The sequence below is a fragment of the Thalassospira lucentensis genome (genome assembly GCF_032921865.1).
GTDB lineage: Bacteria > Pseudomonadota > Alphaproteobacteria > Rhodospirillales > Thalassospiraceae > Thalassospira > Thalassospira lucentensis_A.
This window is the reverse complement of sequence record NZ_CP136684.1, coordinates 1767162-1789644: the sequence shown is the minus strand read 5'-3', so window position 1 is coordinate 1789644 and position 22483 is coordinate 1767162. Positions and strand designations below refer to the sequence as shown.

The 22483-nt window shown below is 54.7% G+C and carries 19 protein-coding genes; 10 read left to right on the top strand and 9 right to left on the bottom strand.

The window, feature by feature from the left end:
• Positions 1-2: 2 nt before the first annotated feature.
• Together R1T41_RS08835 and R1T41_RS08830 are read right to left on the bottom strand one after the other, a co-directional pair.
• Positions 3-1661: a stimulus-sensing domain-containing protein gene (locus R1T41_RS08835; protein ID WP_062949672.1), complete on the bottom strand. Its 1659-nt coding sequence runs from the start codon at positions 1659-1661 to the stop codon at positions 3-5.
• 60 nt (positions 1662-1721) lie between these two features.
• Complete coding sequence (locus R1T41_RS08830; protein WP_082824671.1) at positions 1722-2438, bottom strand: response regulator transcription factor; 717 nt, start codon at positions 2436-2438, stop codon at positions 1722-1724.
• Positions 2439-2760: 322 nt separating this feature from the next.
• Here R1T41_RS08830 and R1T41_RS08825 point away from each other — a divergent pair, with 322 nt between their 5' ends.
• Positions 2761-4548 carry a cache domain-containing protein gene (locus R1T41_RS08825; protein WP_317341295.1) on the top strand — a complete coding sequence of 596 codons (1788 nt, stop codon included), beginning with the start codon at positions 2761-2763 and terminating at the stop codon, positions 4546-4548.
• Positions 4548-5957 carry a sigma-54 dependent transcriptional regulator gene (locus R1T41_RS08820; protein WP_317341294.1) on the top strand — a complete coding sequence of 470 codons (1410 nt, stop codon included), beginning with the start codon at positions 4548-4550 and terminating at the stop codon, positions 5955-5957. The genes R1T41_RS08825 and R1T41_RS08820 overlap by 1 nt, the downstream gene beginning before the upstream one ends.
• Positions 5958-6006: 49 nt before the next feature.
• Here R1T41_RS08820 and R1T41_RS08815 read toward each other — a convergent pair whose 3' ends face one another.
• A complete protein-coding gene (locus R1T41_RS08815; protein WP_317341293.1) occupies positions 6007-6357 on the bottom strand; it encodes a hypothetical protein in 351 nt (116 codons plus the stop codon).
• 136 nt (positions 6358-6493) lie between these two features.
• Here R1T41_RS08815 and R1T41_RS08810 point away from each other — a divergent pair, with 136 nt between their 5' ends.
• The 4 genes from R1T41_RS08810 to R1T41_RS08795 all read left to right on the top strand — a co-directional run bounded on the left by R1T41_RS08810 (position 6494) and on the right by R1T41_RS08795 (position 11439).
• Positions 6494-7459, top strand: a complete 966-nt coding sequence (locus R1T41_RS08810; protein WP_062949678.1) for a TAXI family TRAP transporter solute-binding subunit — start codon at positions 6494-6496, stop codon at positions 7457-7459.
• Positions 7456-7962 carry a DUF1850 domain-containing protein gene (locus tag R1T41_RS08805; RefSeq protein ID WP_317341292.1) on the top strand — a complete coding sequence of 169 codons (507 nt, stop codon included), beginning with the start codon at positions 7456-7458 and terminating at the stop codon, positions 7960-7962. Before R1T41_RS08810 ends, R1T41_RS08805 begins: the two co-directional genes overlap by 4 nt.
• A gap of 12 nt (positions 7963-7974) precedes the next feature.
• A complete protein-coding gene (locus tag R1T41_RS08800; protein ID WP_062960183.1) occupies positions 7975-9990 on the top strand; it encodes a TRAP transporter permease in 2016 nt (671 codons plus the stop codon).
• 174 nt (positions 9991-10164) lie between these two features.
• Positions 10165-11439, top strand: a complete 1275-nt coding sequence (locus tag R1T41_RS08795; protein ID WP_317341291.1) for an MFS transporter — start codon at positions 10165-10167, stop codon at positions 11437-11439.
• Between the two features lie 188 nt (positions 11440-11627).
• Here the strand turns inward: R1T41_RS08795 and R1T41_RS08790 are convergent, their stop codons facing one another.
• Positions 11628-11810 carry a hypothetical protein gene (locus R1T41_RS08790; protein ID WP_007088277.1) on the bottom strand — a complete coding sequence of 61 codons (183 nt, stop codon included), beginning with the start codon at positions 11808-11810 and terminating at the stop codon, positions 11628-11630.
• A 142-nt stretch (positions 11811-11952) separates the two neighbouring features.
• On the opposite strand from R1T41_RS08790, the gene R1T41_RS08785 reads away from it, so the two are divergent.
• Positions 11953-12942: a LysR family transcriptional regulator gene (locus R1T41_RS08785; protein ID WP_114109128.1), complete on the top strand. Its 990-nt coding sequence runs from the start codon at positions 11953-11955 to the stop codon at positions 12940-12942.
• Positions 12943-12954: 12 nt separating this feature from the next.
• Here R1T41_RS08785 and R1T41_RS08780 read toward each other — a convergent pair whose 3' ends face one another.
• The 4 genes from R1T41_RS08780 to rmuC all read right to left on the bottom strand — a co-directional run bounded on the left by R1T41_RS08780 (position 12955) and on the right by rmuC (position 16663).
• Positions 12955-13470 (bottom strand): GNAT family N-acetyltransferase, encoded by a 516-nt coding sequence (locus R1T41_RS08780; protein WP_317341290.1) that lies wholly within the window; start codon positions 13468-13470, stop codon positions 12955-12957.
• A gap of 10 nt (positions 13471-13480) precedes the next feature.
• The gene (gene fmt / locus R1T41_RS08775; protein WP_317341289.1) at positions 13481-14404 is read right to left on the bottom strand and encodes a methionyl-tRNA formyltransferase; all 924 of its coding nucleotides are present in this window, start codon (positions 14402-14404) and stop codon (positions 13481-13483) included.
• Positions 14405-14565: 161 nt separating this feature from the next.
• Complete coding sequence (gene def / locus R1T41_RS08770; RefSeq protein WP_037989353.1) at positions 14566-15084, bottom strand: peptide deformylase; 519 nt, start codon at positions 15082-15084, stop codon at positions 14566-14568.
• Positions 15085-15202: 118 nt separating this feature from the next.
• Positions 15203-16663, bottom strand: a complete 1461-nt coding sequence (rmuC, locus tag R1T41_RS08765; protein ID WP_317341288.1) for a DNA recombination protein RmuC — start codon at positions 16661-16663, stop codon at positions 15203-15205.
• A gap of 546 nt (positions 16664-17209) precedes the next feature.
• Between rmuC and acs the strand changes: the two genes are divergently transcribed.
• From acs to R1T41_RS08750, 3 genes are all read left to right on the top strand, one after another.
• Entirely contained in the window at positions 17210-19156 is a 1947-nt protein-coding gene (acs, locus tag R1T41_RS08760) for an acetate--CoA ligase (RefSeq protein ID WP_317341287.1), read from the top strand.
• A 256-nt stretch (positions 19157-19412) separates the two neighbouring features.
• On the top strand, positions 19413-20903 hold the full coding sequence (locus tag R1T41_RS08755; RefSeq protein ID WP_062949696.1) for a SulP family inorganic anion transporter: 1491 nt from the start codon (positions 19413-19415) through the stop codon (positions 20901-20903).
• A gap of 12 nt (positions 20904-20915) precedes the next feature.
• Positions 20916-21770 (top strand): universal stress protein, encoded by an 855-nt coding sequence (locus R1T41_RS08750; RefSeq protein ID WP_317341286.1) that lies wholly within the window; start codon positions 20916-20918, stop codon positions 21768-21770.
• Between the two features lie 61 nt (positions 21771-21831).
• On the opposite strand, the gene R1T41_RS08745 is transcribed toward R1T41_RS08750, so the two are convergent.
• Entirely contained in the window at positions 21832-22428 is a 597-nt protein-coding gene (locus tag R1T41_RS08745; protein WP_062949700.1) for a hypothetical protein, read from the bottom strand.
• Positions 22429-22483: the final 55 nt, after the last annotated feature.

Below are 22483 nucleotides of genomic sequence, written 5' to 3'. Positions count from 1 at the left end.
ACTCATGCACCTTCTTCAAGCGGCAGGCGCAGGGTAAAGATCGCCCCTTTGACCTCGCCGTTGAGGATTCGGTTTGTCGCCGTCAGGTCACCGTTATGCGCTGCGGCAATCCGTTTGGAAATTGAAAGTCCCAGACCGGAATGCTGACCGAATTTCTCGCCCGAGGGACGCTCGGTATAGAACCGATTGAAAATTGCTTCTTCCTTGCCGGGCGGAATGCCGGGTCCGTCATCCTCGACCGTGACCACAGCCTGATCCTTGTCACGCCATGCGCGCACCCGCACCGACCCGCCTTCGGGGGTAAAGGTGATCGCGTTTGAAATCAGATTGCGGAACACCTGCACCAGCCGACTTTCAAGGGCCGGCACAATCAGGTTTTCGGGAACGGATGCCTTAACCGGCGGACCGTCTGCGTCAGCGTTATAAAGCTCACACAGGGTTTGCAACAGCACGCGCAGATCAACCTCCTCGGTCTCGGCGCGCGACAATTCGGCATCCATACGCGAATAATCGGAAATATCACTGATCAGTCGATCAAGGCGCTGCACGTCTTCGGCAATGATTTCCATCAGACGGCGCTGGCGTTCCGGGTCTTTCAGGCGGGTCGCGGTTTCAACCGCACTGCGAAGCGACGTCAGCGGGTTCTTGATTTCATGGGCAACATCGGCGGCAAAGCGTTCAATTGCATCCATACGATCCCAAAGCGTTTCGGTCATATCGCGAAGCGTCGTCGAAAGATCGCCGATTTCATCGCGACGATCCGAAAGATCGGGAATGGTAAACTGACGGTTCTTGCTTCGCCGGACGCGTTCGGCCGCACGTGCCAACCGATTCAACGGCCGGGTAATCACCCCGGCCAGATAGATCGACAACAGAACCGTGATACCAAATGCAAAGACAAAGATTTTCAGGATATCAAGCCGCACCGCATGCAGGGCGTTTTCGATTGCATCGCCATTCTTCGTCAGCATGATTGATGCCAGAACCTGTTTGAAGCGCTGCACGGGTACAGAAACCGAAAGTACACGACGGCCCTGGCTATCGACCCGGACCACCCCGCGCGAATAACCGGCAAGGGCAGCGCGCACTTCGGGATAATCACTGGCACTGGCAACCGGTGGATCAACGTAAAGCGGAAGCGGCTGTTCGCCTTCGAAAATCGAAAGCACGCCTTCGGTCAGCTTGCGCATGATTTCCGCAAGCTTGTCATCTTCACCCGGCGCTGGAAGTTCTTCTGCCTGAACCGCGCCGGTGCCAAATGTCCGGACATTCCGGCTATCCGCAATCAGCTGGCCATTCGCCCCGAACAGTCGCGCCCTGGCACCGGTAATCCCGACCAGCCGGCGCACCATTTCACGCGCGACTTCAAGCTTCACACGGTTGGTGGCGTCATCCCCCTGTCCGACAGCCGATGTCGACAATGCGGCGGCATACATTTCCGCCTGTACAGCCATGGCTTCAAGTTCGGAATGGATCAGTTCCTGCTTGTAACGGCCTAGATAAAGAATGCCCGCAACAAGTACAAAAAGAGCCAGCGCATTAACGGCCAGAATGCGCCAGGTTAACGGGGAAAAAAGACCGTGACGTTCCTCTATCCGTGCGACACGGATTTCGTGTTGCGGCACGGATTGCTGTTCAGCCGAGGCAGGTAAATCGCTCATTCAGACCCGCAATTCTGGCCGGGCCAACCGGCCCGGCACTGCGACAAGAGTGTTATGCTATCAACCCGCAACCGTTGCCGTATCGCGGTAACGGTAACCGACACCATAGAGGGTTTCGATTTCCTTGAATTCCTTGTCTGTCTCGCGGAATTTCTTGCGCAGACGCTTGATGTGGCTGTCGATGGTACGATCATCAACATAAATATGTTCGCCATATGCCGCATCAATCAGCTGATCACGGTTTTTCACGTGGCCCGGATGTTTTGCCAGCGCCTGAATCAGAAGGAATTCCGTGACCGTCAGGTTCACATGCTGGCCTTTCCAGCTGCACATGTGGCGCGACGGATCAAGTACCAGTTCCCCGCGCTGAATGACATCTTCCGAACCGCTCGGACGAACACCGCCTGCGCGCATGATTTCGGCACGGCGCAGCAAGGTACGGATACGTTCGATCAGCAAACGCTGCGAGAACGGCTTTTTAATATAGTCATCCGCCCCAAGACGCAGACCGGTCAGCTCGTCGACCTCGTCGTCCTTGGATGTCAGGAAAATGACCGGCATCTGGGTCTTTTTGCGAAGATGGGTCAGAAGTTCCAAACCATCCATGCGCGGCATCTTGATATCGAGCACGGCAAGATCGGGTTCTTCCTTGGTCAACGCATGCAGCGCCTCGGACCCGTCGGAATATGTCTGGACCTCATAGCCTTCTTCTTCAAGCGCCATCGAAACCGATGTCAGGATATTACGGTCGTCATCAACAAGTGCGATCTTACTCACCTGAACCTCGTCAGTTGGACAGATTAAAATTTGAAACAAGCGTAACAAAATACATCCCATTGTGGCGAAAAAATAACCACTTGAGGCATATTTGAGGCTTTGTTCATGTACGATACAAAGACCCTACCTGATTTCTGCCGTTCCACCCTATGGGAAAGCGACATTCAATACCGGTATTGCCATGCGTCTTTATTGACTCCCCGTCCCGATGCCACATAACTATCGTGCACCCGAACAGGAAGCCGGAGTCCCGTCACCCGACAGGGCAATCAAAACGCCTGGCCGGATCAACGAACCACACTCTAACGCGCGGGAGGCAGGATTGTTCTACTGGTTAAGTACCTATAGCCGCGCGTCGCTGAGTTTTGCGGGGATTGTCATTGCCGGTCTGGTCGTCTGGCTTGCCGTCAATTCGACCGGAAACCTTGCCATCAGCCAGTTGCAGCAAACGGCCCAGGCCCGTCTTGCACTTTATGAAAGCACACTTCGCGCCGCTGTCGACCGGTATCGCTATCTGCCTTATGTCGTGGCCCGCAATCACGAAATCGTCGATGTCGTTACTGGCAATGGCACTGTGGATATAGCCAACCAGTATCTGCAAAAGGTCAATCAGCGCTCGGGTGCTGCCGCGCTTTATGTCATCGACAGGTCCGGCAACACGGTTGCGGCAAGCAACTGGAACACCCCGGACAGTTTTGTTGGCCAGAATTACAGTTTCCGCCCCTATTTCACCGAAGCCTTTGCAGGGCAGGAAGGCTTTTTCTATGGGATCGGCGTTACCACCGGGCGATCCGGCCTGTTCATTTCCCACCCGATTGCAAAATCCGGTGAAATTGTCGGCGTGGTCGCAGTCAAACTTGAACTCGATGAACTAGAGCGGAACTGGCAGGACGGTGGTGAAACCGTTTTCGTCTCGGACGCTGACGGCGTCATCATGCTGACCAGTCGCGGGGACTGGAAATATCGGACCATTCGCCCGCTAACCGATCAGGAGCGCGAGCGGATTCTGCGCAATCGCCAATATTCCGGACAGGAACTTTTACCCCTGAATATGGATGAAAATCCATCTGGCGAGGATGGTTTGCTTGAAATCGGCAATGAACGTTTCCTGTTTGAGGTCAAACCGATCAGTGGCAGCGAATGGAACCTGTTTTACCTGACCCCGATGGATTATGTTTCCGAACGGCGCACCAGTGTCATGCTGATCACCCTGATCGGGTCGGGCCTGATCATCCTGATTGTCCTATTCTTGCGCGAACGTGAATTGAAACTAGCGTCACAGCGCAAATCCATGGAATTTGCCCGCATTCAGGCACTTAACACCCGCCTGGAACAGGAAATAACCGAACGCCGCAAGACAGAGGCCGAGTTGCGCGGCACACAGGACGAGCTGGTTCAGGCCGGAAAACTGGCGGCATTGGGTCAGATGTCGGCCGCAATTGCCCATGAAATCAATCAGCCAATTGCCGCGATCAGAACCTTCTGCGCCAGCGCCAAACTGATGCTTGAACGCGGAAAATCCGAAAATCTCGGCCCCAATATCGAACAGATTTCCTCCCTGACCGAGCGCATGGGATCAATCACCGGACAACTTAAAACCTTCTCGCGCAAATCGACTGGCGTGCTTGAACCCGTCAATATCCGGGCCGCCCTTGATAATGTGATACAGCTGCTGTCATCGCAGTTGCATAACGAGGGCTGCGTGCTTGAACAGTCCGATTTTGCTGGCGATCTGATCGTCCATGCCGATCTGGTGCGGATCGAACAGGTTTTTGTCAATATCATCCGCAACGCGCTTGATGCGATGGCCAGCATTGATGAAAAGGATCCAAAGGCAAAAAAACGGATCATCATCGACCTGTCAGGAACACGCGATCAGGCCACCATTCGCATATCCGATACCGGTCCGGGCATTGGCGAGGAAACCCTTGGCTTGCTGTTCGACCCGTTCTTCACCACCAAGGATCCGGGTCAAGGGGTAGGGCTCGGGCTTTCGGTGACTTACGGGATTGTTCGTGACTTTGGCGGCAGCATCCGTGCCTATAACCGTGCGGGCGGCGGAGCCTGCTTTGAAATACAATTGCCACTGATGCGGGGGACGCAGAAGTAATGCCGCAATCGACAATCGATACCGCCAATGCAAATCCGCAAACGGCACAGGTAATCATCGTTGATGACGAAGAAGCCCTGCGCCTTTCCCTGTCCCAATGGCTTGATTTGTCCGGATACACCATCAGTGTCCATGCCGATGCGATTTCGGCACTTGAACATATCACACCCGATTTCGCCGGGGTGATCCTGACCGATGTTAAAATGCCAAAACTTGATGGCATTGCCTTTACCAAATCGGTTCTTGAGATCGACCGCGACATTCCGGTGATCCTGATGACCGGTCATGGCGATGTCCCGATGGCCGTCGAGGCGATGAAAAGCGGGGCATATGATTTCGTCGAAAAGCCGTTTGAACCAACCGATATTCTCGAAAGCCTCGAGCGCGCGATTGAAAAACGCAGACTTGTCATCGAAAATCGCACGCTCCGTTCACAAATCGCCCAGCAGGGCACGCTTGACAGCCGCCTGATCGGCAACAGCCCTCCGATGCGTGCCCTCAAGGCCGAAATCGCCAATATCGCCCCGACCGAAGTCCCGGTTCTGGTTTCCGGAGAAACCGGCACCGGCAAGGAACTGGTCGCGCGTGCCATTCATGACCTCAGCACCCGAAATGATCGGCGATTTGTTGCCGTTAACTGCGCGGCAATTCCCGAAAGTACCGCCGAAAGCGAGCTTTTCGGTCATGAAAAGGGAGCCTTCACCGGTGCTGCCAGCCGCCGGATCGGCTGGATCGAGCATGCCGATAGCGGCACCCTGTTTCTTGATGAAATTTCAAGCATGCCACTAGCGTTACAGGCCAAGCTTCTGCGTGTCATCGAACAGCGCGAAGTCGTGCGCCTTGGGTCAAACACCCCGGTAAAGGTCAATTTCCGGCTGATCTGTGCCACCAACGAAGATTTGCCCACCGCCGTTATCGACAAGCGTTTTCGCGAAGACCTTCTGTTTCGGATCAACACATTCGAACTGGAAATCGTACCGCTCCGCCAGCGTAAGGATGACCTGCCGTTACTTTTCGATATCTTTGCCGAACGCGCGGCTGAAAATTTTGATCGCCCTTATGAAAAACCACATGCAAGTCTGTGGGGCAGTCTTTTGGGGCATGAATGGTCCGGCAATGTGCGCGAACTTAAAAATCTGGCGGAACGCTATGTGCTTTTGACCGGCATGCCCGAAGAACGCTGGGCAAGGTTGTTTGGCAATAATGCTGCGATGGATGCATCTGCTGCATCCGATAAAACCGGATCGCTGGCCGATCAGCTCCGCCATTTCGAGCAGCACATAATTCGTGATGCCCTGATCCGCCATAACGGCAATGTCAAAACGGTCATGGATGAACTCGACATCCCGCGCCGGACTTTGAATGAAAAAATGAAGAAGCTGAATATCCGTCGCGACGATATCGAATAGCAGTAATTTATCATGCGGCCATAAAATGTTACGATGGCTGCAAAACGGGTCAATCGGCAAGATTTCGCCGACATGAAAACCATCCATCGGCAACAATCCGCCGAAAATATCGGGCATATATTTGTATCTGCCTGATATATAAAGATAAAAAATCATCTTTGGGTTGGCACAACAATTGCCAATCAGAAGGGCAAAACAATAAAAATATTTCGTCAGGGAGAATAACCAATGTCCGGGAAGGCATGCTTTCATTGCATGACATTTGATCGGCCCAAATCCGGGTCAATCGCATCATACCAGCATCGTGTGCTGTCAGGGTTCTGACATCTGCCTTGTGAAGCTGTTTCACGAGGTGTTTGCGCGTGCCGTATTTTGCAACCTGATCGGACAGGATTTTCATCCCCGACACGATATTCGTTAGAGAAGTAAGACGACCAACAACTGAGGAGATACCAAAAGATAACTGCCAATATTCGATTATTGACCGTTTCTGTTGTTATCAATGCAGTGAACATTGATCCTAGGGAGGACTAAGTATGAAATTGCGGAATCTGCTTTCTGCAGCGGCAGCACTGATGATGTTCGGTGCCCCGGCATTCGCCCAGACCCAGCTTTCCATCGCGACCGGCGGTACCGGTGGTGTTTACTACCCGTATGGTGGTGGTCTTGCCGAACTGATCGGTAAATATATTGATGGCTATGACGCCGTTGCCGAAGTTACCGGCGCGTCGGTCGAAAACATGGGCCTGATCGCACGTGGCGACAGCGACCTTGCCATCGGTCTGGCTGACACCGTTTATGCCGCTTATCACGGTACCGGCAAATTCGAAGACCGCAAACTCGACAATATCCGCGCAATTGCGTCGATCTATCCGAACGCAGTCCAGCTCGTGACCCTTGCTGACAGTGGTATCACCAGCCTCGCCGATCTGAAAGGCAAACGCGTTTCTGTTGGTGCACCGGGTTCGGGAACCGAAGTTTCGGCAAAAGTTCTGCTCGAAGCCAACGGCATCACCTATGACGACATCGAAGAACAGCGCCTGAACTTCAACGAAACCGCCGATGCAATCCGCGACGGCGATATCGATGCGGGCTTCTGGAGTGTCGGCCCGCCCACCAGCTCAATCCTCAACCTCGCAACCACGCGTGACATCAAACTGGTCGCTCTGACCGAGGAAGAAGTTGCTGCCGCCATCGACGCGGAGCCGACCTTTGCACCTTACTCGCTGCGTAAAGGCATCTACGAAGGTGTCGAGGCACCGGTTCTGACGATCTCCACCCCGAACGTTCTGGTCGTCAATGCCGACATGGACGAGGAACTGGCTTATCAGATTACCAAGACCCTGTTTGACAAGGTTGACGAACTGATCGCCATTCACCCGGCTGCAAATGACACCACGGTTGATTTCTCGGTCGGCTCGACCCCGATCGTGATGCATCCGGGAGCAATTCGTTATTACGAAGAAGCTGGTGCACCATTCCTGGATCACCTGCGTCCATGATCTCTGCCATGTGGGGGCGGCCGTTTCTGGCCGCCCTTTTCCTCCTTGCTTTGGCACCCTCCGGTCATGCCGGTGACGCCGCCAAAGAAGAAACCGACAAAACCGATCGCCTTGAAATTATCGGGGCGGATGGTCGCATTCTGGCTGAAACCGGCATCCGGCGTCAGGGGGGGTGGTGTCTTTACTGGAACCATTCAGTCACCGGCGATGGTGTGATCGATTGCTATGTCGACGATCACGGCAAGATGGTCCTGCACCGCGCCTATCAGCCCGATTTTGCTGCAGGACTGGGCCATTATCCGGGACGCGGCAAACTGACCAGCGCGGAAAATGGTGGTTATTGGATTGAAGACATTGATGAAGCCGTGCCGGGAAATGCCTATGTCCTTCGGGTCGGCAGCCTCGCGGTAAATCATCGCATCGTCACCGAAAATGACGAGATCAATCTATCGAAAATGGCCGAACATACCCGTGTCACCATACGGCTTGATACCGGGGATTAAGGATTTTAATTGATGACTGAACCGGCTCCTCTTCCGTCCATGCAGGACACAGTTGCCCAGCCCAAAATTGTTCTGGGGCTGATCACCGTGGTCGCGGTTGCGCTTTCACTGTTCCAGATGTATGGCGCGGGTATCGAACCGCTTGGCCTGTTTTATCAGCGCTCGATCCATCTGGCCTTTGTGATGTTTCTGGCTTTTCTGATGTTTCCGGCGTTCGGATCGAACCGTAAACGGGGCGTCCTTGGTTGGGTCATCGATCTGGCATTTCTGGCCGGTGCGTTCGTTACCGGTTTCTATCTGTCCTTCTATCTGGACGAGATTTTCAACCGTGCCGGCTTCTGGACCAGTACCGATCTGATCGTCGGCATCATCGCAACCGTTACCGTCCTCGAAGCCAGCCGCCGTGCTGTTGGCCTTGGCATGACCGTAATTGGCATCGTTGCCATCATTTATGCGCTCTCGGGTCCACGCGGTTCGCTGCCATGGCTTGGCGAATGGCTGCCCGGTATTCTTAGCCACCGGGGCGCTGATGTAGACCGCCTTGTCGGTCAGCTTTACCTTGGACAGGAGGGTATTTACGGCCTGCCGATGGGGGTTGCAGCAACCTATATCTTCATGTTCGTGCTGTTTGGTGCGTTCCTTGAAGTGACCGGTGCTGGTAAATTCTTTATCGACATGGCCTATGCCGCGACCGGCAGAAAGGCTGGTGGTCCGGCAAAGGCCGCTGTTCTGGCCTCGGCCGGAATGGGTTCGATCAGCGGTTCGGCCATTGCCAACGTTGTCACGACAGGCGCCTTTACCATTCCGCTGATGAAGCGCCTTGGCTATCGCCCCGCCCAGGCCGGTGGGATCGAAGCAGCCGCATCGACCGGCGGGCAAATCACCCCGCCACTCATGGGGGCGGGCGCCTTCCTGATTTCCGAATATACCCAGGTGCCGTATCTCGAAATCGTCATGATTTCGATCTTCCCGGCGATCCTGTATCTCGGCACGGTTTATCTGTTTGTGCATATCGTCGCGCTGAAGAACGGTATGCGTGGCATGCCGGTCTCAGAATTGCCGGACTGGAAGCAGGTACTTAAAGAAGGCTGGCAATTCATCCTGCCGCTTGGCGTTCTGATTTACCTTCTGGTGCTGAACATTTCTCCGATGCGCGTCGGTTTCTGGGCGATTATTTCGGTCCTTGCGGTTGCCGCCCTGCGCTACGCGATCTGGTTCTTCTACGTCGCGCCACAGAACGGTGAAAAGGCCAGCCATGACCGACTGAAGGCTGCACTTGCCAATGGCGTCAGGATTACAATCGCTGCCCTTGAACTCGGCGCAAAGAACGCGGTTGCCGTCAGCATGGCCTGTGCCGTTGCCGGGATTATCGTTGGCGTTGTTGGCCTGACCGGTCTTGGCCTGAAATTCTCGTCGATGATGATCGCGTTTTCGGGTGGCAATATCGTTCTTGCACTGGTTCTGGTGCTGCTCGCCAGTCTGATCCTTGGTATGGGCCTGCCGGTGACGGCATCCTATATCGTTCTGATCGTTCTGGTCGGTCCGGCCCTGTCCAACGAGTTCGGCATTCCGTTGCTGATCGCGCATCTGGTGGTGTTCTGGTATTCCCAGGACAGTAACGTGACCCCGCCCATTGCATTGGCCGGCTTTGCCGGGGCCGCGATAGCCGGGGCCAGTCCATTGGAAACCAGTATGCAGGCCTGGAAATTTGCCAAGGGCCTCTATCTGATCCCGGCCTTCATGGTGTTCAATCCGGAAATCATCACTGGTGGCCCGCTGCCGCTTGTGCTGTGGACCGGCTTTACCGCGATCCTGTCGCTAGCTGCCTTTGCCGCAGCACTCGAAGGCTTCATGTTTGCCAAGATTGATCTGGTATCACGCATTCTGATTGTTCCGGCGACCATTGGCATCTTCTATCCGGACCTTCGGGCAGAGATCGCAGGGACAGTCGTCATTCTGGCGATACTGGGCCTGAACTGGTGGAAAGGCCGTCATTCGGATGGTCCGGCGGCCAAAATAGCCGCCTGATCCTCCATTAAAACGGCATACTTGATCCAAAAGCCCCCGCAAGAATATTTGCCTTGCGGGGGCTTTTTCACTTTATGCGCGCACATAATACCTATGCATTCGGGCAGTAGACGCAATTACCCTCGATCGATAAGATCGGCGGAAAATAATTCCTCATACTATTGATTGAACCCCATGCAATTCCTTAGCCTTTTGCGTCAGGCACCCCGCCCGCTGGCCTTTGGCGCGCTTCACAGTTTCGGTTCGTCATTCGGTCAGACCTTTCTGGTAGCCCTTTTCGTTCCGTTCATTGGCGCCAGCCTTTCGATAAATGAAACCGAGTTTGCCAATATCTATGCCGGGATCACCATCGCAAGTGCGTTGTGCCTGCCTTTCATCGGGCGATTGATCGACCGCATTGATATGCTGCGCTATAGCCTGGCGACCATGGTGTTGCTGACCATCGGCTGCCTTGTGATTGCCTCGGCTCAATCGGTCTGGATGCTGATCGGGGCCCTGTTCATTCTGCGTCTGGCCGGGCAGGGATTAATGAGCCATGTCAGCATGACCGGCATTGCGCGCTATTTTGATCGCAGCCGGGGTCGTGCCCTCGCCATTGCAAGCTTCGGCTTTCCGTTGGCAGAGGCAATCATGCCGGTAACCCTGCTGGCACTTATCGCCGGATTTGGCTGGCGGGCGACCTATGCAGGGGCTGGTGTTTTTATCGTGGTGATCCTGATGCCGATTGCGATCCTGCTGATCCGTGATAATGCAAAATTCCGCGAGGCACCGGGCAAAACGGAAAAGGATGGCAAAGCCGCTAGTACTGATCACAGCGCCGATCAGGACGCATCCCCCGCAAGCAGCCATCCACGCCTGTTCCGGTCACGCTATATCTGGTTCTGCATGCCGATGCTTGCCGCCCCACCGCTGGTGATGACCGCCCTGTTTTTCCATCAGGGATCGATTTCAGCCAGCAAAGATATCGACCTTGCCTGGTTTGCCGCCGGTTTTACGGTTTTTGCCATTACATCGGTGATCGGGGCGTTTGGTAGCGGTCCGCTGATTGACAGCCATACTGCACGAAAGCTGTTCCCCTATCACCTGATCCCGGCCATCGGGGCGGTATCGTTGCTGGCGATCACTGAAACACCGGTCATGATCCCTGTTTATATGGGGATGCTGGGCGTCACCACCGGCTTTGCCACAACATTGCGCACGGCAATCATTCCGGAACTGGTGCCACTTAGTGAAATCGGCGCAGTCCGCAGCACATTGACCGCGGTCATGGTTCTGGCATCTGCGATTGGACCTGCGATCTATGGCTGGATGTTTGCCGCCAATATCGATATCGCGACGACGCTTTGGATCACCATCGTCGCAATGGCGGTTGTGTCAATGCTGTCCTGGATGTCGGAACGGCCCGGATTTTATATCCCGCCCGGCGTCGCACGCCAAACCGGCGAATGAGGCAGCGGGATTGCAAAGCCGAAGATCGGCGATGAGACAAAAAAATGGCCCGGAGCTCAAAAGAGCCCGGGCCAGTCGGGAAAACAGCGTCGTCTAGGGAGGAAGACGCTAGAAAAAACGCGGTAGTCCATCGCGGGAGCGTCGTTTGGGGAGGAAGATCAAACGTCGCTCGACCGCGAGGTCGTCAATTAGGCAGCACCGCCAACGGTGCCAGCAGGATGCTTGATGTCGGCCGACTTGTCAGAGCCTTTGAACAGGCTGCGGAACAGGCTGCCGATATATTCAGCGCGAAGCTGTTGGCCTTTGCGCACGCCAGCTTCAATCTCGCTGGTTTTGATGTTCAGCTTGGTGATGTCAGCATAAGTGGTCATGGCAGACCTCCTTTGAGAATTTGGTTCATTGCGACAACGTGTCGCGTTTGATGAACCCAATCTAATTTCCTTTACGGCAGAAGAGAATTACCTCAATATGCACATTACTTGTGAATATGCGTCATAAATAGGAAACATGCCGATGGATCGCGCCGCAGAAATGGAAATCTTTGTCCATGCCGTTGAAGAAGGCAGCTTTTCAGCTGCTGCACGGACCATGCGTCTGTCACCTTCGGCGGTTTCAAAATACATTTCGCGCCTTGAAGACAGACTTGGCGCGCGTCTTTTGATGCGCACCACCCGCCAGCTTAGCCTGACCGAAGAAGGCCGTGCCTTTTACGAGCGCGCACGCACGATCCTAAACGAGATCGAAGAAGCCGAAGAAGTCGTGACCCAGCTTTATGCGGCCCCGCGCGGAACGTTACGTATCAACGCATCGGTGGCCTTCACCAAGTATCAGGTCGTGCCGCTGATTCCGGAATTTCTGGCGCGTTATCCCGATGTAAGGATTGAATTGACGCTGGATGATAAATTCACCGATCTGGTCAATGATGGTTACGATCTGGCGATTCGCCTGTCCGCCCTTGAAGATTCATCCCTGATCGCACGCAAATATGCGGTCAACCGCCGCATGATCGTCGCATCGCCGGAATATCTGGAAAAGAACGGTATCCCTCGCAAGCCGCAGGAACTTGAAAACCACGACTGTCTGCATCTGTCATCGCGCGAAAGCTTTAACGACTGGCATTTCGACACGCCCGAAGGCCATGTTTCATTCCGTGCACAGGGCAGTTTTTCCGCCAATGACGGCGACGCATTGCACGAAGCGGTGGTCGCCGGACTTGGCATGGCGAGACTGGCAGAGTACCTCGTGCATGAAGATATCCGGGCAGGTCGCCTGACGCCGGTTCTGACGGAATATGTTCACGATCTGGCATGGATTTCGGCGGTGTATCCGCACAAACGCCACCTGTCACCAAAGGTCCGTGCCTTTGTGGACTTCCTGGCCGAAAAATTCACCCCCATCCCGCCATGGGAGCTTGGCCTGCGCGATGCGCGTTCGGTCCGCAAACCCGAAGCCGTTGCCGAAACCAAGGCCATTGCAGCCCCGGTAACCGAGCAGCAAAGCTAGGCGCAGAATAGGTTAGCCAATCCGAAAGCGGATATCGCCCGGACGGGCTTTGAAGCAATATTCAGACGAAGCGCTAAGATCATCAAGAGTGCGGGTTTCGCCGGTTCGGGCGAACCCGCATTTTTCATAAAAGCGATGCCCGGCTTCGAACCGTGTGTCGGTCCAAAGGACAAGATCGGTGCAATCGGGATGGGTTTGCTCCAGCCAATCAAGGGCGGTTTTCAACATGCGCTGGGCAATGCCCTTCCCACGGGTGTCGCGATCCAGATAGACCTTGTGCAATTCGGCCTGTTTTTGTGCCGGATCGAATTTGATGCCAAGGCATCCCAGGACACGTCCATGCCCCTCGACCACCCAGATACAGCCGTGATCAGTACTAAAATCATCAGCGATGGCATCAAGTTCGGGAAACTCGCCCGCACGATCAAAGATGCAACCGGGATAATCAGCAAAGACCTCCGCAATCAGGGTTGCGATCTGATCACCATCCCGATTGGTGGCTTTGCGAATGTCGAATACCATTTCCATGGACTTAATCCTACAAAACCACACCCTTGGCAAGCTTGTCATAGCCGCGCAAAACAGCATCGGTATCCATAACTGCCTTGCCCGGCCGTTGAATACGGGTCGGGCGCAGGGCGCCGCTACCGCATGCAATCGTCAGATGATCGTCAAGGATGGTGCCTGCCGGACCGGATTGATCGGTAACGATGGCAGCCTGCACCTTGATACGTTCCTTGCCGAATTCGAAATAGGCACCTGGCCATGGTGTGAAAGCACGGATTTTGCGTTCAAGTGCCGCGGCATCATCGGTGAAATCAAGCTTGGCCTCGGATTTCTCAAGCTTAGCGGCATAGGTCACGCCGTCTTCGGGCTGTCTGATTGGGCTCAGTCCGCCACCCGGAAGCTTTTCAAGCGCCTCGACAATCATTTTGCCACCCAGCTCGGCAAGATCGTCATGCAGCGTATTGGCATAGGTTTCGGACGAGATCGGGATATCACCAACCAACAACATATCGCCTGTATCAAGCCCGACATCCATCTGCATGATGGTCACACCGGTTTTATCATCACCGGCCAGAATGGCCCGCTGGATCGGGGCCGCACCGCGCCAGCGCGGCAAAAGGGACGCATGAATGTTCAGACAGCCATATTTCGGCGCATCGAGAATAGCCTTTGGCAGAATCAGGCCATAGGCCGCGACCACCGCAACATCGAGATCAAGGTCGGCAAAGGCCTTTTTCTCGTCATCGGATTTCAGGGAAACAGGTGTGCGGACCTCGATACCCTGTTCTTGCGCCCATGCATGAACCGGGGTCGGCGTTTCCTTTTGCCCGCGACCGGCAGGACGGGGTGGCTGGGAATAGACGCAGACAACATCATGACCGGCTGCGACCAGTTGCTTTAACGCCACAAGGGCGAAATCCGGGGTTCCCATAAAGGCAATGCGCAGCTTGGTCATTGGTCACGTCCTATCGTCATCAATCAGGTGATTGGCGGCAATTTGGCGTTATCTTGGCCAAATGACAAGCCAAGCCTTAAAAGGCGGGTACCCGCTTTGTCAGATTTCCAAAACAAAAGGGCCGGAAAATCCGGCCCCTGAATTCTGTGATGCGTTTCTAATCAGGCAGATTTTTTCGTCTTTTGCAGCTTCTGCACTTTTTTCAGGATCATGTTGCGCTTAAGCGCACTCAGATAATCGGTGAACAGGATGCCATCAAGGTGATCAAGTTCATGCTGGATGCAGGTTGCGAGAAGGCCGTCGGCCTCGATTTCGTGTTCCTTACCGTTTTCATCCAGATAGCGCAGGCCAACTTCGGCAGGGCGTTCGACATCGGCATATTGTTCCGGGATCGACAGGCAGCCTTCCTGATAAACCGATGTATCCTCGGACTCCCAGATGATTTCCGGGTTCACGAGTTTCAGCGGCTGGGGCTTTTCCTTGTCATCGGAAACGTCCATGACAACCACGCGCTTCATCACGCCGATCTGGGGCGCGGCAAGTCCGATACCCGGTGCCGCATACATGGTTTCAAGCATGTCATCGAGCAATTCACGGATTTCGTCATTCACCTCGGCCACCTCTTCGCATTCCTGCTTGAGGCGGGGATCGGGAACAATGAGAATGTCGCGCAGGGCCATGTGTCTTCTGTCCGGGTTTGGAAATCTATGCGTTCATCGCATTATAGCGAAATCAGCGCTTCGAGATAAGGTTTCGTCGCACGTTAGTCAAGCAAACAGCCCTGTATTAACGCGCAACTCACCCATGATCGGTACCGGTATGGGCCGTTTCGTCGTCATCATCACCGGTTTCGCCCGTCAATAAATCGGAAGGAGCCCCAAGCAATTCGGTTTTGGTGATTTCACGGACATGGGTTTCGGCATGAAGCGGTTCTTCGATGGCGCGATCATCGGCAACGATATGCTTTTCCTTAAGCTTGCGGGCGGACACCAGTACCGTGCCTTCAAGCGTGCCAAGAGTCTTGTTGTAGTTTTTGACCGTGCTTTCAAGCGACTTGCCCATAGAGGCAAAGTTTTTGGCAAGGGTCCCCAGACGATCAAAAAGCTGCTGACCGATTTCGCTGATATCACGGGCATTTTCGGCAAGAGCTTCCTGACGCCAGCCATAAGCCACGGCCTTCAGAAGCCCGAGCAGGGTCGTCGGCGTTGCCAGAATGACGCCATCGCGGAAGCTGTCTTCGATCAGGCGTGGATCGCGTTCAAGTGCTGCCGAGAAGAAGCTTTCACCGGGCAGGAACAGAACAACAAATTCCGGAGAATCGACTGATTTCCAATAGGATTTCTTCGAAAGGTCCGAAATCACCTTGCGCACATTGGTGACATAGGTGCCCATCAGGGCCTCGCGGCGGATATCGTCGTGCTTTTCCTCGATCGCCTCAAGATAGGCCGATGTCGGGGCCTTGGCGTCGACAACAATGTTTTTGCCGCCCGGCAGATGAATGACCATGTCCGGCTTCTGCGCACCTTCGTCGGTATTGAAATGCACCTGCTCTTCGAAATCGCAATGTTTGAGCATCCCGGCCAGTTCAACGATCCGGCGCAATTGCAGTTCACCCCATTTTCCAGATACCGACGAGCTTGACCGCAGGGCGGAGCTAAGCGTCTGGGTTTCCTTGGACAGACGGGTTTGCGATTCGACCAGTTGACCGACCTGATTGCGCAATTCGCCGTAAGCTTCCTTGCGCGAATTTTCCAGTTCGTTGACCTTGGTATCGAAAGCCTGCAATCGTTCCTGGATCGGTTTGACGAGCCCGTCAATTGCCTGCTGGCGTTTTTCCAGATCGCCTTTGGCCCCTTCCTGCATCCGCGAGAAATTTTCGCGTGCCAGCTTCATGAACTCGTCATTGTTGACTTTAAGCGCGTCAGACGACAATGCCTTGAAGCTATCAAGCAGTTTGGTCCGCGCATCATCAAGCATTGCGAGCTTTTCGGTGGTGGCTTCGCGTTCTTTTTCCAGTCTGGTTTCGGCAATGGCGCGTTTTTCGGCTTCTTCGGAAAGCCGGTTACGCGTGGTCGCCAGTTCAGATACCAGTTCGCGACGGGCTTCATCAGCCTGATCAAGTTGCGCCGCCAGAAGGGCGGTTCGCGACTCTGCCTCGGCCATCGCGGCTTCTTTGGTGCGTTTGACCATCAGCACACTGAAAACCAGTGCGACGACAAATGCCGCAATTGCGCCCGCTGCAAGAGAGATCGGATCCATATTCCCACCGTTTGGTTATAACCTGATTTCTTTGTATCTGTTTTGTTCCATTAAATCCAGAACGCAACCGCATTGATGTATCGGTGTGAAACGTGGCAAATCGCCAGATCGTGACTGGCGGGATCACAATAATATCACTATGTTTCAATCACCTATTTCAGGGTGTGCACTTTTTTCGGCATCCAGACAGGACGACCGGAACGGTTTGGCTGTGATCCCATAATCAAACCGCTCGCAAGACAGGGAAATCAGGATTGTATCGCGGTAATTGCTGTGCATTTTGCCCCCCGTCTTAAGTTGTATTCCCTGAAATCCATCAGCGCACTAGCATAGGGCGCAAGCGACAGGAACCGATTTACGCCATGCCGTCCGGCTGATCTTGCATCGCCCGTTCGGTTATCCTGCACCGGTTGTAATAACTGTTATTGCAACTGCAAAAATCGGCATCTGGCACGCACAAGAATATCGTACCGGCCCAAAGACCTTTCAGCGGGCAGGTGACCGGTACGAGCGTACAGACAACAGGAAACGAACAAGAGGCCACATATGTCTGCGAACGTTTATCCCGTCTCCGACGACATCGCGAAGGGCGCGCTGATCGACAAGGCAAAATACGACGCCATGTACAAGCAGTCGGTCGAAGATCCCGAAGGCTTCTGGGGCGAACACGGCAAGCGCATCGACTGGATCAAGCCGTTTACCAAGGTCAAGAATGTCAGCTTTGATGCCAAAGACCTTTATATCAAGTGGTATGAAGACGGCACGCTGAATGTTGCAGCCAACTGCCTTGATCGTCATCTGGCGAAGCGCGGTGACCAGACCGCGATCATTTTCGAAGGCGACGATCCGTCCGTTTCCGAACATATCACCTACAAAGATTTGCATGAACGTGTCTGCCGGTTTGCCAATGCCCTGAAATCGATGGGTGTCGGCAAGGGTGACCGCGTTGTCATTTACCTGCCGATGATCCCGGCCGCAGCGGTTTCGATGCTGGCCTGCGCGCGCATCGGTGCGATCCATTCCATCGTGTTTGGCGGGTTTTCGCCCGAAGCCCTCGCGGGCCGCGTTGAAGATTGCGGTGCGAAGGTTGTCATCACATCGGATGAAGGCCTTCGTGGCGGGCGCGGTGTACCTCTGAAACGCAATGCGGACGAAGCCCTTTCCCATCCGGGTGTCAAATCCGTCGAAAAGCTTGTTGTCGTCAAGCATACCGGCAAGGACATCGCATGGAATGATGCGCGCGACGTCTGGTATCACGAGGTTTGCGAGGCAGCATCACCTGATTGCCCGCCGACCGAGGTCAATGCCGAAGACCCCCTTTTCGTTCTCTATACCTCGGGTTCGACCGGCAAGCCGAAGGGCGTTCTGCACACGTCGGGCGGTTACCTTGTTTACGCATCGATGACCCATCAGTATGTCTTTGATTATCACGAGGGTGATATTTACTGGTGCACGGCCGATGTCGGCTGGGTCACCGGGCACAGCTATATCGTTTACGGGCCGCTTGCAAACGGGGCGACGACCCTGATGTTTGAAGGTGTGCCAAGCTATCCGGATGCATCGCGTTTCTGGCAGGTGTGCGAGAAGCACAAGGTCAATATCTTCTATACCGCGCCGACCGCGATCCGTGCCCTGATGCGCGAAGGCGAAAGCTTTGTGAACAAAGCTGATCTTTCGAGCTTGCGCATCCTCGGCTCGGTGGGCGAGCCGATCAACCCCGAAGCCTGGGAATGGTATCACGAGCATGTCGGCAAGCGGAATTGCCCGATTGTCGATACCTGGTGGCAGACCGAAACCGGCGGCATCCTGATTACGCCGCTTCCGGGGGCGACCGACCTTAAACCGGGTTCGGCAACCTTGCCGTTCTTTGGTGTTGAACCGGCCCTTCTGGATAATGAAGGCAAGGAACTGACCGGCGCAACCGATGGCAACCTTGTGATCAAGGATAGCTGGCCGGGTCAGATGCGCACGGTTTATGGCGATCATGAACGGTTCATCCAGACCTATTTCAGCACATTCGCCAATGTCTATACCACCGGCGACGGTGCACGACGGGACGAAGATGGTTATTACTGGATCACCGGCCGCGTTGATGACGTGATCAACGTTTCGGGTCATCGCATGGGCACTGCCGAGGTTGAAAGTGCACTGGTCGCACATGCCAAGGTGGCGGAGGCCGCCGTGGTCGGCGTACCGCACGATATCAAGGGACAGGGCATCTATGCTTATGTCACGCTGAATGCCGGTGAAGAACAGACCGACGAACTGCGCAAGGAACTGGTTCAGTGGGTGCGCAAGGAAATCGGCCCGATTGCCAGCCCCGATTATATCCAGTGGTCACCGGGTCTTCCGAAAACCCGTTCGGGCAAAATCATGCGCCGTATCCTGCGCAAGATTGCCGCCAACGAATATGACCAGCTTGGCGATACATCGACCCTTGCCGATCCGGGCGTGGTTGATGATCTGATCGAAAACCGCCAGAACCGGAAATAGTCTGATCTGCCTAAATCGCAGAGATCAGAACTTCAGGACAAAACCCGCCGCTATTCCGGCGGGTTTTTCCATTCCAGACTGGGTTTTGCACAAAATGCCCGGCAAAGATCACGCCCCCTGCGGTTGTGCCATATTTTAAATTGGTATAGGTACAGCCTTCTGCATTGCAATACTGACCGTTAGGGACGGCTTTCATGCCGCCAGATGACACTCCAGCCCCGGGGACAGACTGGGCTGTTTGATACGGAGAAGTTCTGTGAATACCGATTTCCTTCCGCGTTTGCGGGCCGAATGGCTTGGCAATATCCGTGGTGATGTGCTTTCGGGCCTTGTGGTGGCACTTGCACTGATCCCCGAAGCCATTGCGTTTTCCATCATCGCCGGGGTCGATCCCAAGGTCGGGCTTTATGCATCCTTCTCGATTGCAGTGATTACCGCGATCTTTGGTGGACGGCCGGGCATGATTTCGGCTGCCACCGCGGCAACCGCCGTGCTGATGGGATCGCTTGTGCGCGATCACGGACTTGATTACCTGCTGGCGGCAACCGTGCTTGCCGGGGTGATCCAGATGCTGGCCGGGGCGCTTCGGCTTGGAAACCTGATGCGGTTTGTCTCGAAATCGGTGATGACGGGCTTTGTCAACGCGCTCGCCATTCTGATTTTCATGGCGCAATTGCCGGAACTGACCGGTGTCAGTTACATGACATATGTGATGGTCGCGGGCGGACTTGCGATTATTTACCTGTTCCCGCGGATCACGAAAATTGTCCCCTCGCCATTGATCTGCATTATCGTTCTGACGATCCTGTCCCTGTTTATCGATGGTGATCTACGCACGGTCGGCGATATGGGTGCATTGCCCGATGCCTTCCCGGCGATTTACCTGCCTGATGTGCCGCTGAACCTTGATACCTTCCTGATCATCCTGCCCTATTCGGCGGCGGTGGCGGCAGTCGGGCTTCTGGAAAGCCTGATGACGGCACAGATCGTGGACGAACTGACCGATACACCATCGAACCGCATCCGCGAATGCTATGGTCAGGGGATTGCCAACTTCTTTACCGGTTTCATCGGTGGCATGGCCGGTTGTGCGATGATCGGCCAGTCGGTAATCAATGTGAAATCGGGCGGGCGGTGCCGCCTTTCGACCTTCCTTGCCGGTATTTTCCTTCTGATCCTGATTGTGGTTCTGGGCGATCTGGTGGCGATCATTCCGATGGCCGCACTTGTCGCGATCATGATCATGGTATCAATCGGGACATTCAGCTGGTCCTCGATCAAGAACCTGCGCGAACATCCGCGCAGTTCATCCATCGTGATGCTGGCAACTGTTGTGACCGTGGTCGGCACGCATAACCTTGCGATTGGCGTTCTGATCGGTGTTTTGCTTTCCGGGATATTCTTTGCATGGAAAATCGCGCAGATCTTCCGGGTTACCAGCACGCTTTCAGCCGATGGCACGCAGCGAACCTACGAAGTGCGCGGGCAGATTTTCTTTGCCTCGGTCGAAGACTTCACCAAGGCATTCGATTTCCGCGAAGCCCTTGATAAAGTGACCATTGATGTCAGCCATGCTCATATCTGGGACATCTCAAGCGTTTCAGCTCTTGACATGGTCGTACTGAAATTCCGCCGTGAGGGGGCCGAGGTCGAGTTGATCGGTCTCAATGAAGCCAGCGAGACAATTGTTGATAAACTGGCCATCCACGACAAGCCCGGCGCACTTGAACGCCTGATGGGCCACTAAGGGGAACGTTCAATGACACATCTGATCGCACTGATCGATGGATCGGGCTATTCGCAAAGCGTTCGCGACCTGACCTGCTGGGTAGCCAAACGCACCGAAGCATCGGTTGAACTGATGCATGTGTTGGGTCGCCGCGGCGTGGGCTCCGAACCCGCCGACCTTAGTGGTAACCTGAAACTTGGTGCACGTAGCGCCCTTTTGCAGGAACTGGCCGACCTTGATGAACAGAAGGCCAAGCTAGAGCTAAAACGCGGGCGGCTGTTGCTTGAAGAAGCCAAATCGGGCCTTGAAGAAGCTGGACTTTCATCCGTTACCTCCAAGCTTCGTCATGGCGATCTGATTGATGCAATTGGCGAGTTTGAAGGCGATGCCGACCTGATCATCATTGGCAAGCGGGGCGAGGCCGCCGATTTTGCCAAACTGCATCTGGGATCAAATCTTGAACGGGTTGTCCGGTCTGCGACCAAACCGGTTCTGGTCGCATCGCGCGCGTTCAAACCGATCAGCAAGTTCCTGATTGCGTTTGATGGTGGTGAAAGTGCGATGAAGGCGGTACGCCATATTGCGGGTGGCAAGCTTTTTACAGGGCTTCCATGCGTTTTGCTGTGCGTTGGCAAACCAACTGACAGCCTTCAGGAAAAGCTTGATGACACGGCAGCCCTTCTGCGCAAGGCGGGCTACGAGGTCGAGGCCGGTTTCGAAGCCGGTGAGCCCGAAGACGTGATTAAAAACCGTATCGAAAGCGACAATATCGATCTTCTGGTCATGGGCGCCTATGGCCATTCGCGCATCCGCAACCTGATCATTGGCAGCACGACGACCGAAATGGTCCGGTCCTGTCAGGTGCCGGTAATGATGTTCCGCTAGTGACCAAAAGCCCGGCAGTTTCCCTGCCGGGCTTTTGGTATAGCAATATGGATACCGGAACTTAGCGCAACAGGAAACGCCCGAAATTGGCATTGATCTGGCGTTCGAGTTCACGATCAAGGTCCATCAGGAGCGTTGCGGTTTCATCATAAACAGCCTTTTCACGTTCGGCGACGGACATCGATTCTGCAAGGGTCCGGGTGCGAACCGCGGTTGCGGCAACTTCACCCTTCTGGGTGCCATTCGGGTCAAGAACCTCAAGCTTGGCGGAAACTTTCATTTCGACCTTTTCGGACTGATCATCGGTAAAGACGCCCGAAAAACCCTTGGTGGTTTTAAGCGCGTTTGAGGTGATGGATGCCTCGGTCACGCTATAACGCAGAATATCACTGGTGCCTGCCGTCTGGATGCGGTCATCGGGCCAGTTCATCGCCATCTTGCCAAGGCTGAACGGCAGATAGGCTTCAAGGTTGTTGTCACCCCCGGCCGGATAGGCCGCCACTTTTTCAATCGGCCCGGCTGCAAATACAATCGGGTCGAGATGGCGCCAGGTCACATCGGGATAGGTCTGCACCGGTGCGCTGGTACAGGCCGCCAGAAGGGCAACAACTGCACCCGCCAGGGCCACGCGCATTCCATTGATGGACAATGCCTTCATCAAGTCTTTCTCCTGCCTCAAATAAAAACGCCACCATACCTTTGTGTGGGCATGG

What these genes read in the sequence shown, in the direction of transcription:
- R1T41_RS08835 (WP_062949672.1), bottom strand. Translation starts at nt 1,661, where the DNA reads ATGAGCGATTTACCTGCCTCGGCTGAACAGCAATCCGTGCCGCAACAC.
- R1T41_RS08820 (WP_317341294.1), top strand. Translation starts at nt 4,548, where the DNA reads ATGCCGCAATCGACAATCGATACCGCCAATGCAAATCCGCAAACGGCA.
- R1T41_RS08815 (WP_317341293.1), bottom strand. Translation starts at nt 6,357, where the DNA reads ATGAAAATCCTGTCCGATCAGGTTGCAAAATACGGCACGCGCAAACAC.
- R1T41_RS08810 (WP_062949678.1), top strand. Translation starts at nt 6,494, where the DNA reads ATGAAATTGCGGAATCTGCTTTCTGCAGCGGCAGCACTGATGATGTTC.
- R1T41_RS08805 (WP_317341292.1), top strand. Translation starts at nt 7,456, where the DNA reads ATGATCTCTGCCATGTGGGGGCGGCCGTTTCTGGCCGCCCTTTTCCTC.
- R1T41_RS08800 (WP_062960183.1), top strand. Translation starts at nt 7,975, where the DNA reads ATGACTGAACCGGCTCCTCTTCCGTCCATGCAGGACACAGTTGCCCAG.
- R1T41_RS08795 (WP_317341291.1), top strand. Translation starts at nt 10,165, where the DNA reads ATGCAATTCCTTAGCCTTTTGCGTCAGGCACCCCGCCCGCTGGCCTTT.
- R1T41_RS08790 (WP_007088277.1), bottom strand. Translation starts at nt 11,810, where the DNA reads ATGACCACTTATGCTGACATCACCAAGCTGAACATCAAAACCAGCGAG.
- R1T41_RS08785 (WP_114109128.1), top strand. Translation starts at nt 11,953, where the DNA reads ATGGATCGCGCCGCAGAAATGGAAATCTTTGTCCATGCCGTTGAAGAA.
- R1T41_RS08780 (WP_317341290.1), bottom strand. Translation starts at nt 13,470, where the DNA reads ATGGAAATGGTATTCGACATTCGCAAAGCCACCAATCGGGATGGTGAT.
- fmt (WP_317341289.1), bottom strand. Translation starts at nt 14,404, where the DNA reads ATGACCAAGCTGCGCATTGCCTTTATGGGAACCCCGGATTTCGCCCTT.
- def (WP_037989353.1), bottom strand. Translation starts at nt 15,084, where the DNA reads ATGGCCCTGCGCGACATTCTCATTGTTCCCGATCCCCGCCTCAAGCAG.
- rmuC (WP_317341288.1), bottom strand. Translation starts at nt 16,663, where the DNA reads ATGGATCCGATCTCTCTTGCAGCGGGCGCAATTGCGGCATTTGTCGTC.
- acs (WP_317341287.1), top strand. Translation starts at nt 17,210, where the DNA reads ATGTCTGCGAACGTTTATCCCGTCTCCGACGACATCGCGAAGGGCGCG.
- R1T41_RS08750 (WP_317341286.1), top strand. Translation starts at nt 20,916, where the DNA reads ATGACACATCTGATCGCACTGATCGATGGATCGGGCTATTCGCAAAGC.
- R1T41_RS08745 (WP_062949700.1), bottom strand. Translation starts at nt 22,428, where the DNA reads ATGAAGGCATTGTCCATCAATGGAATGCGCGTGGCCCTGGCGGGTGCA.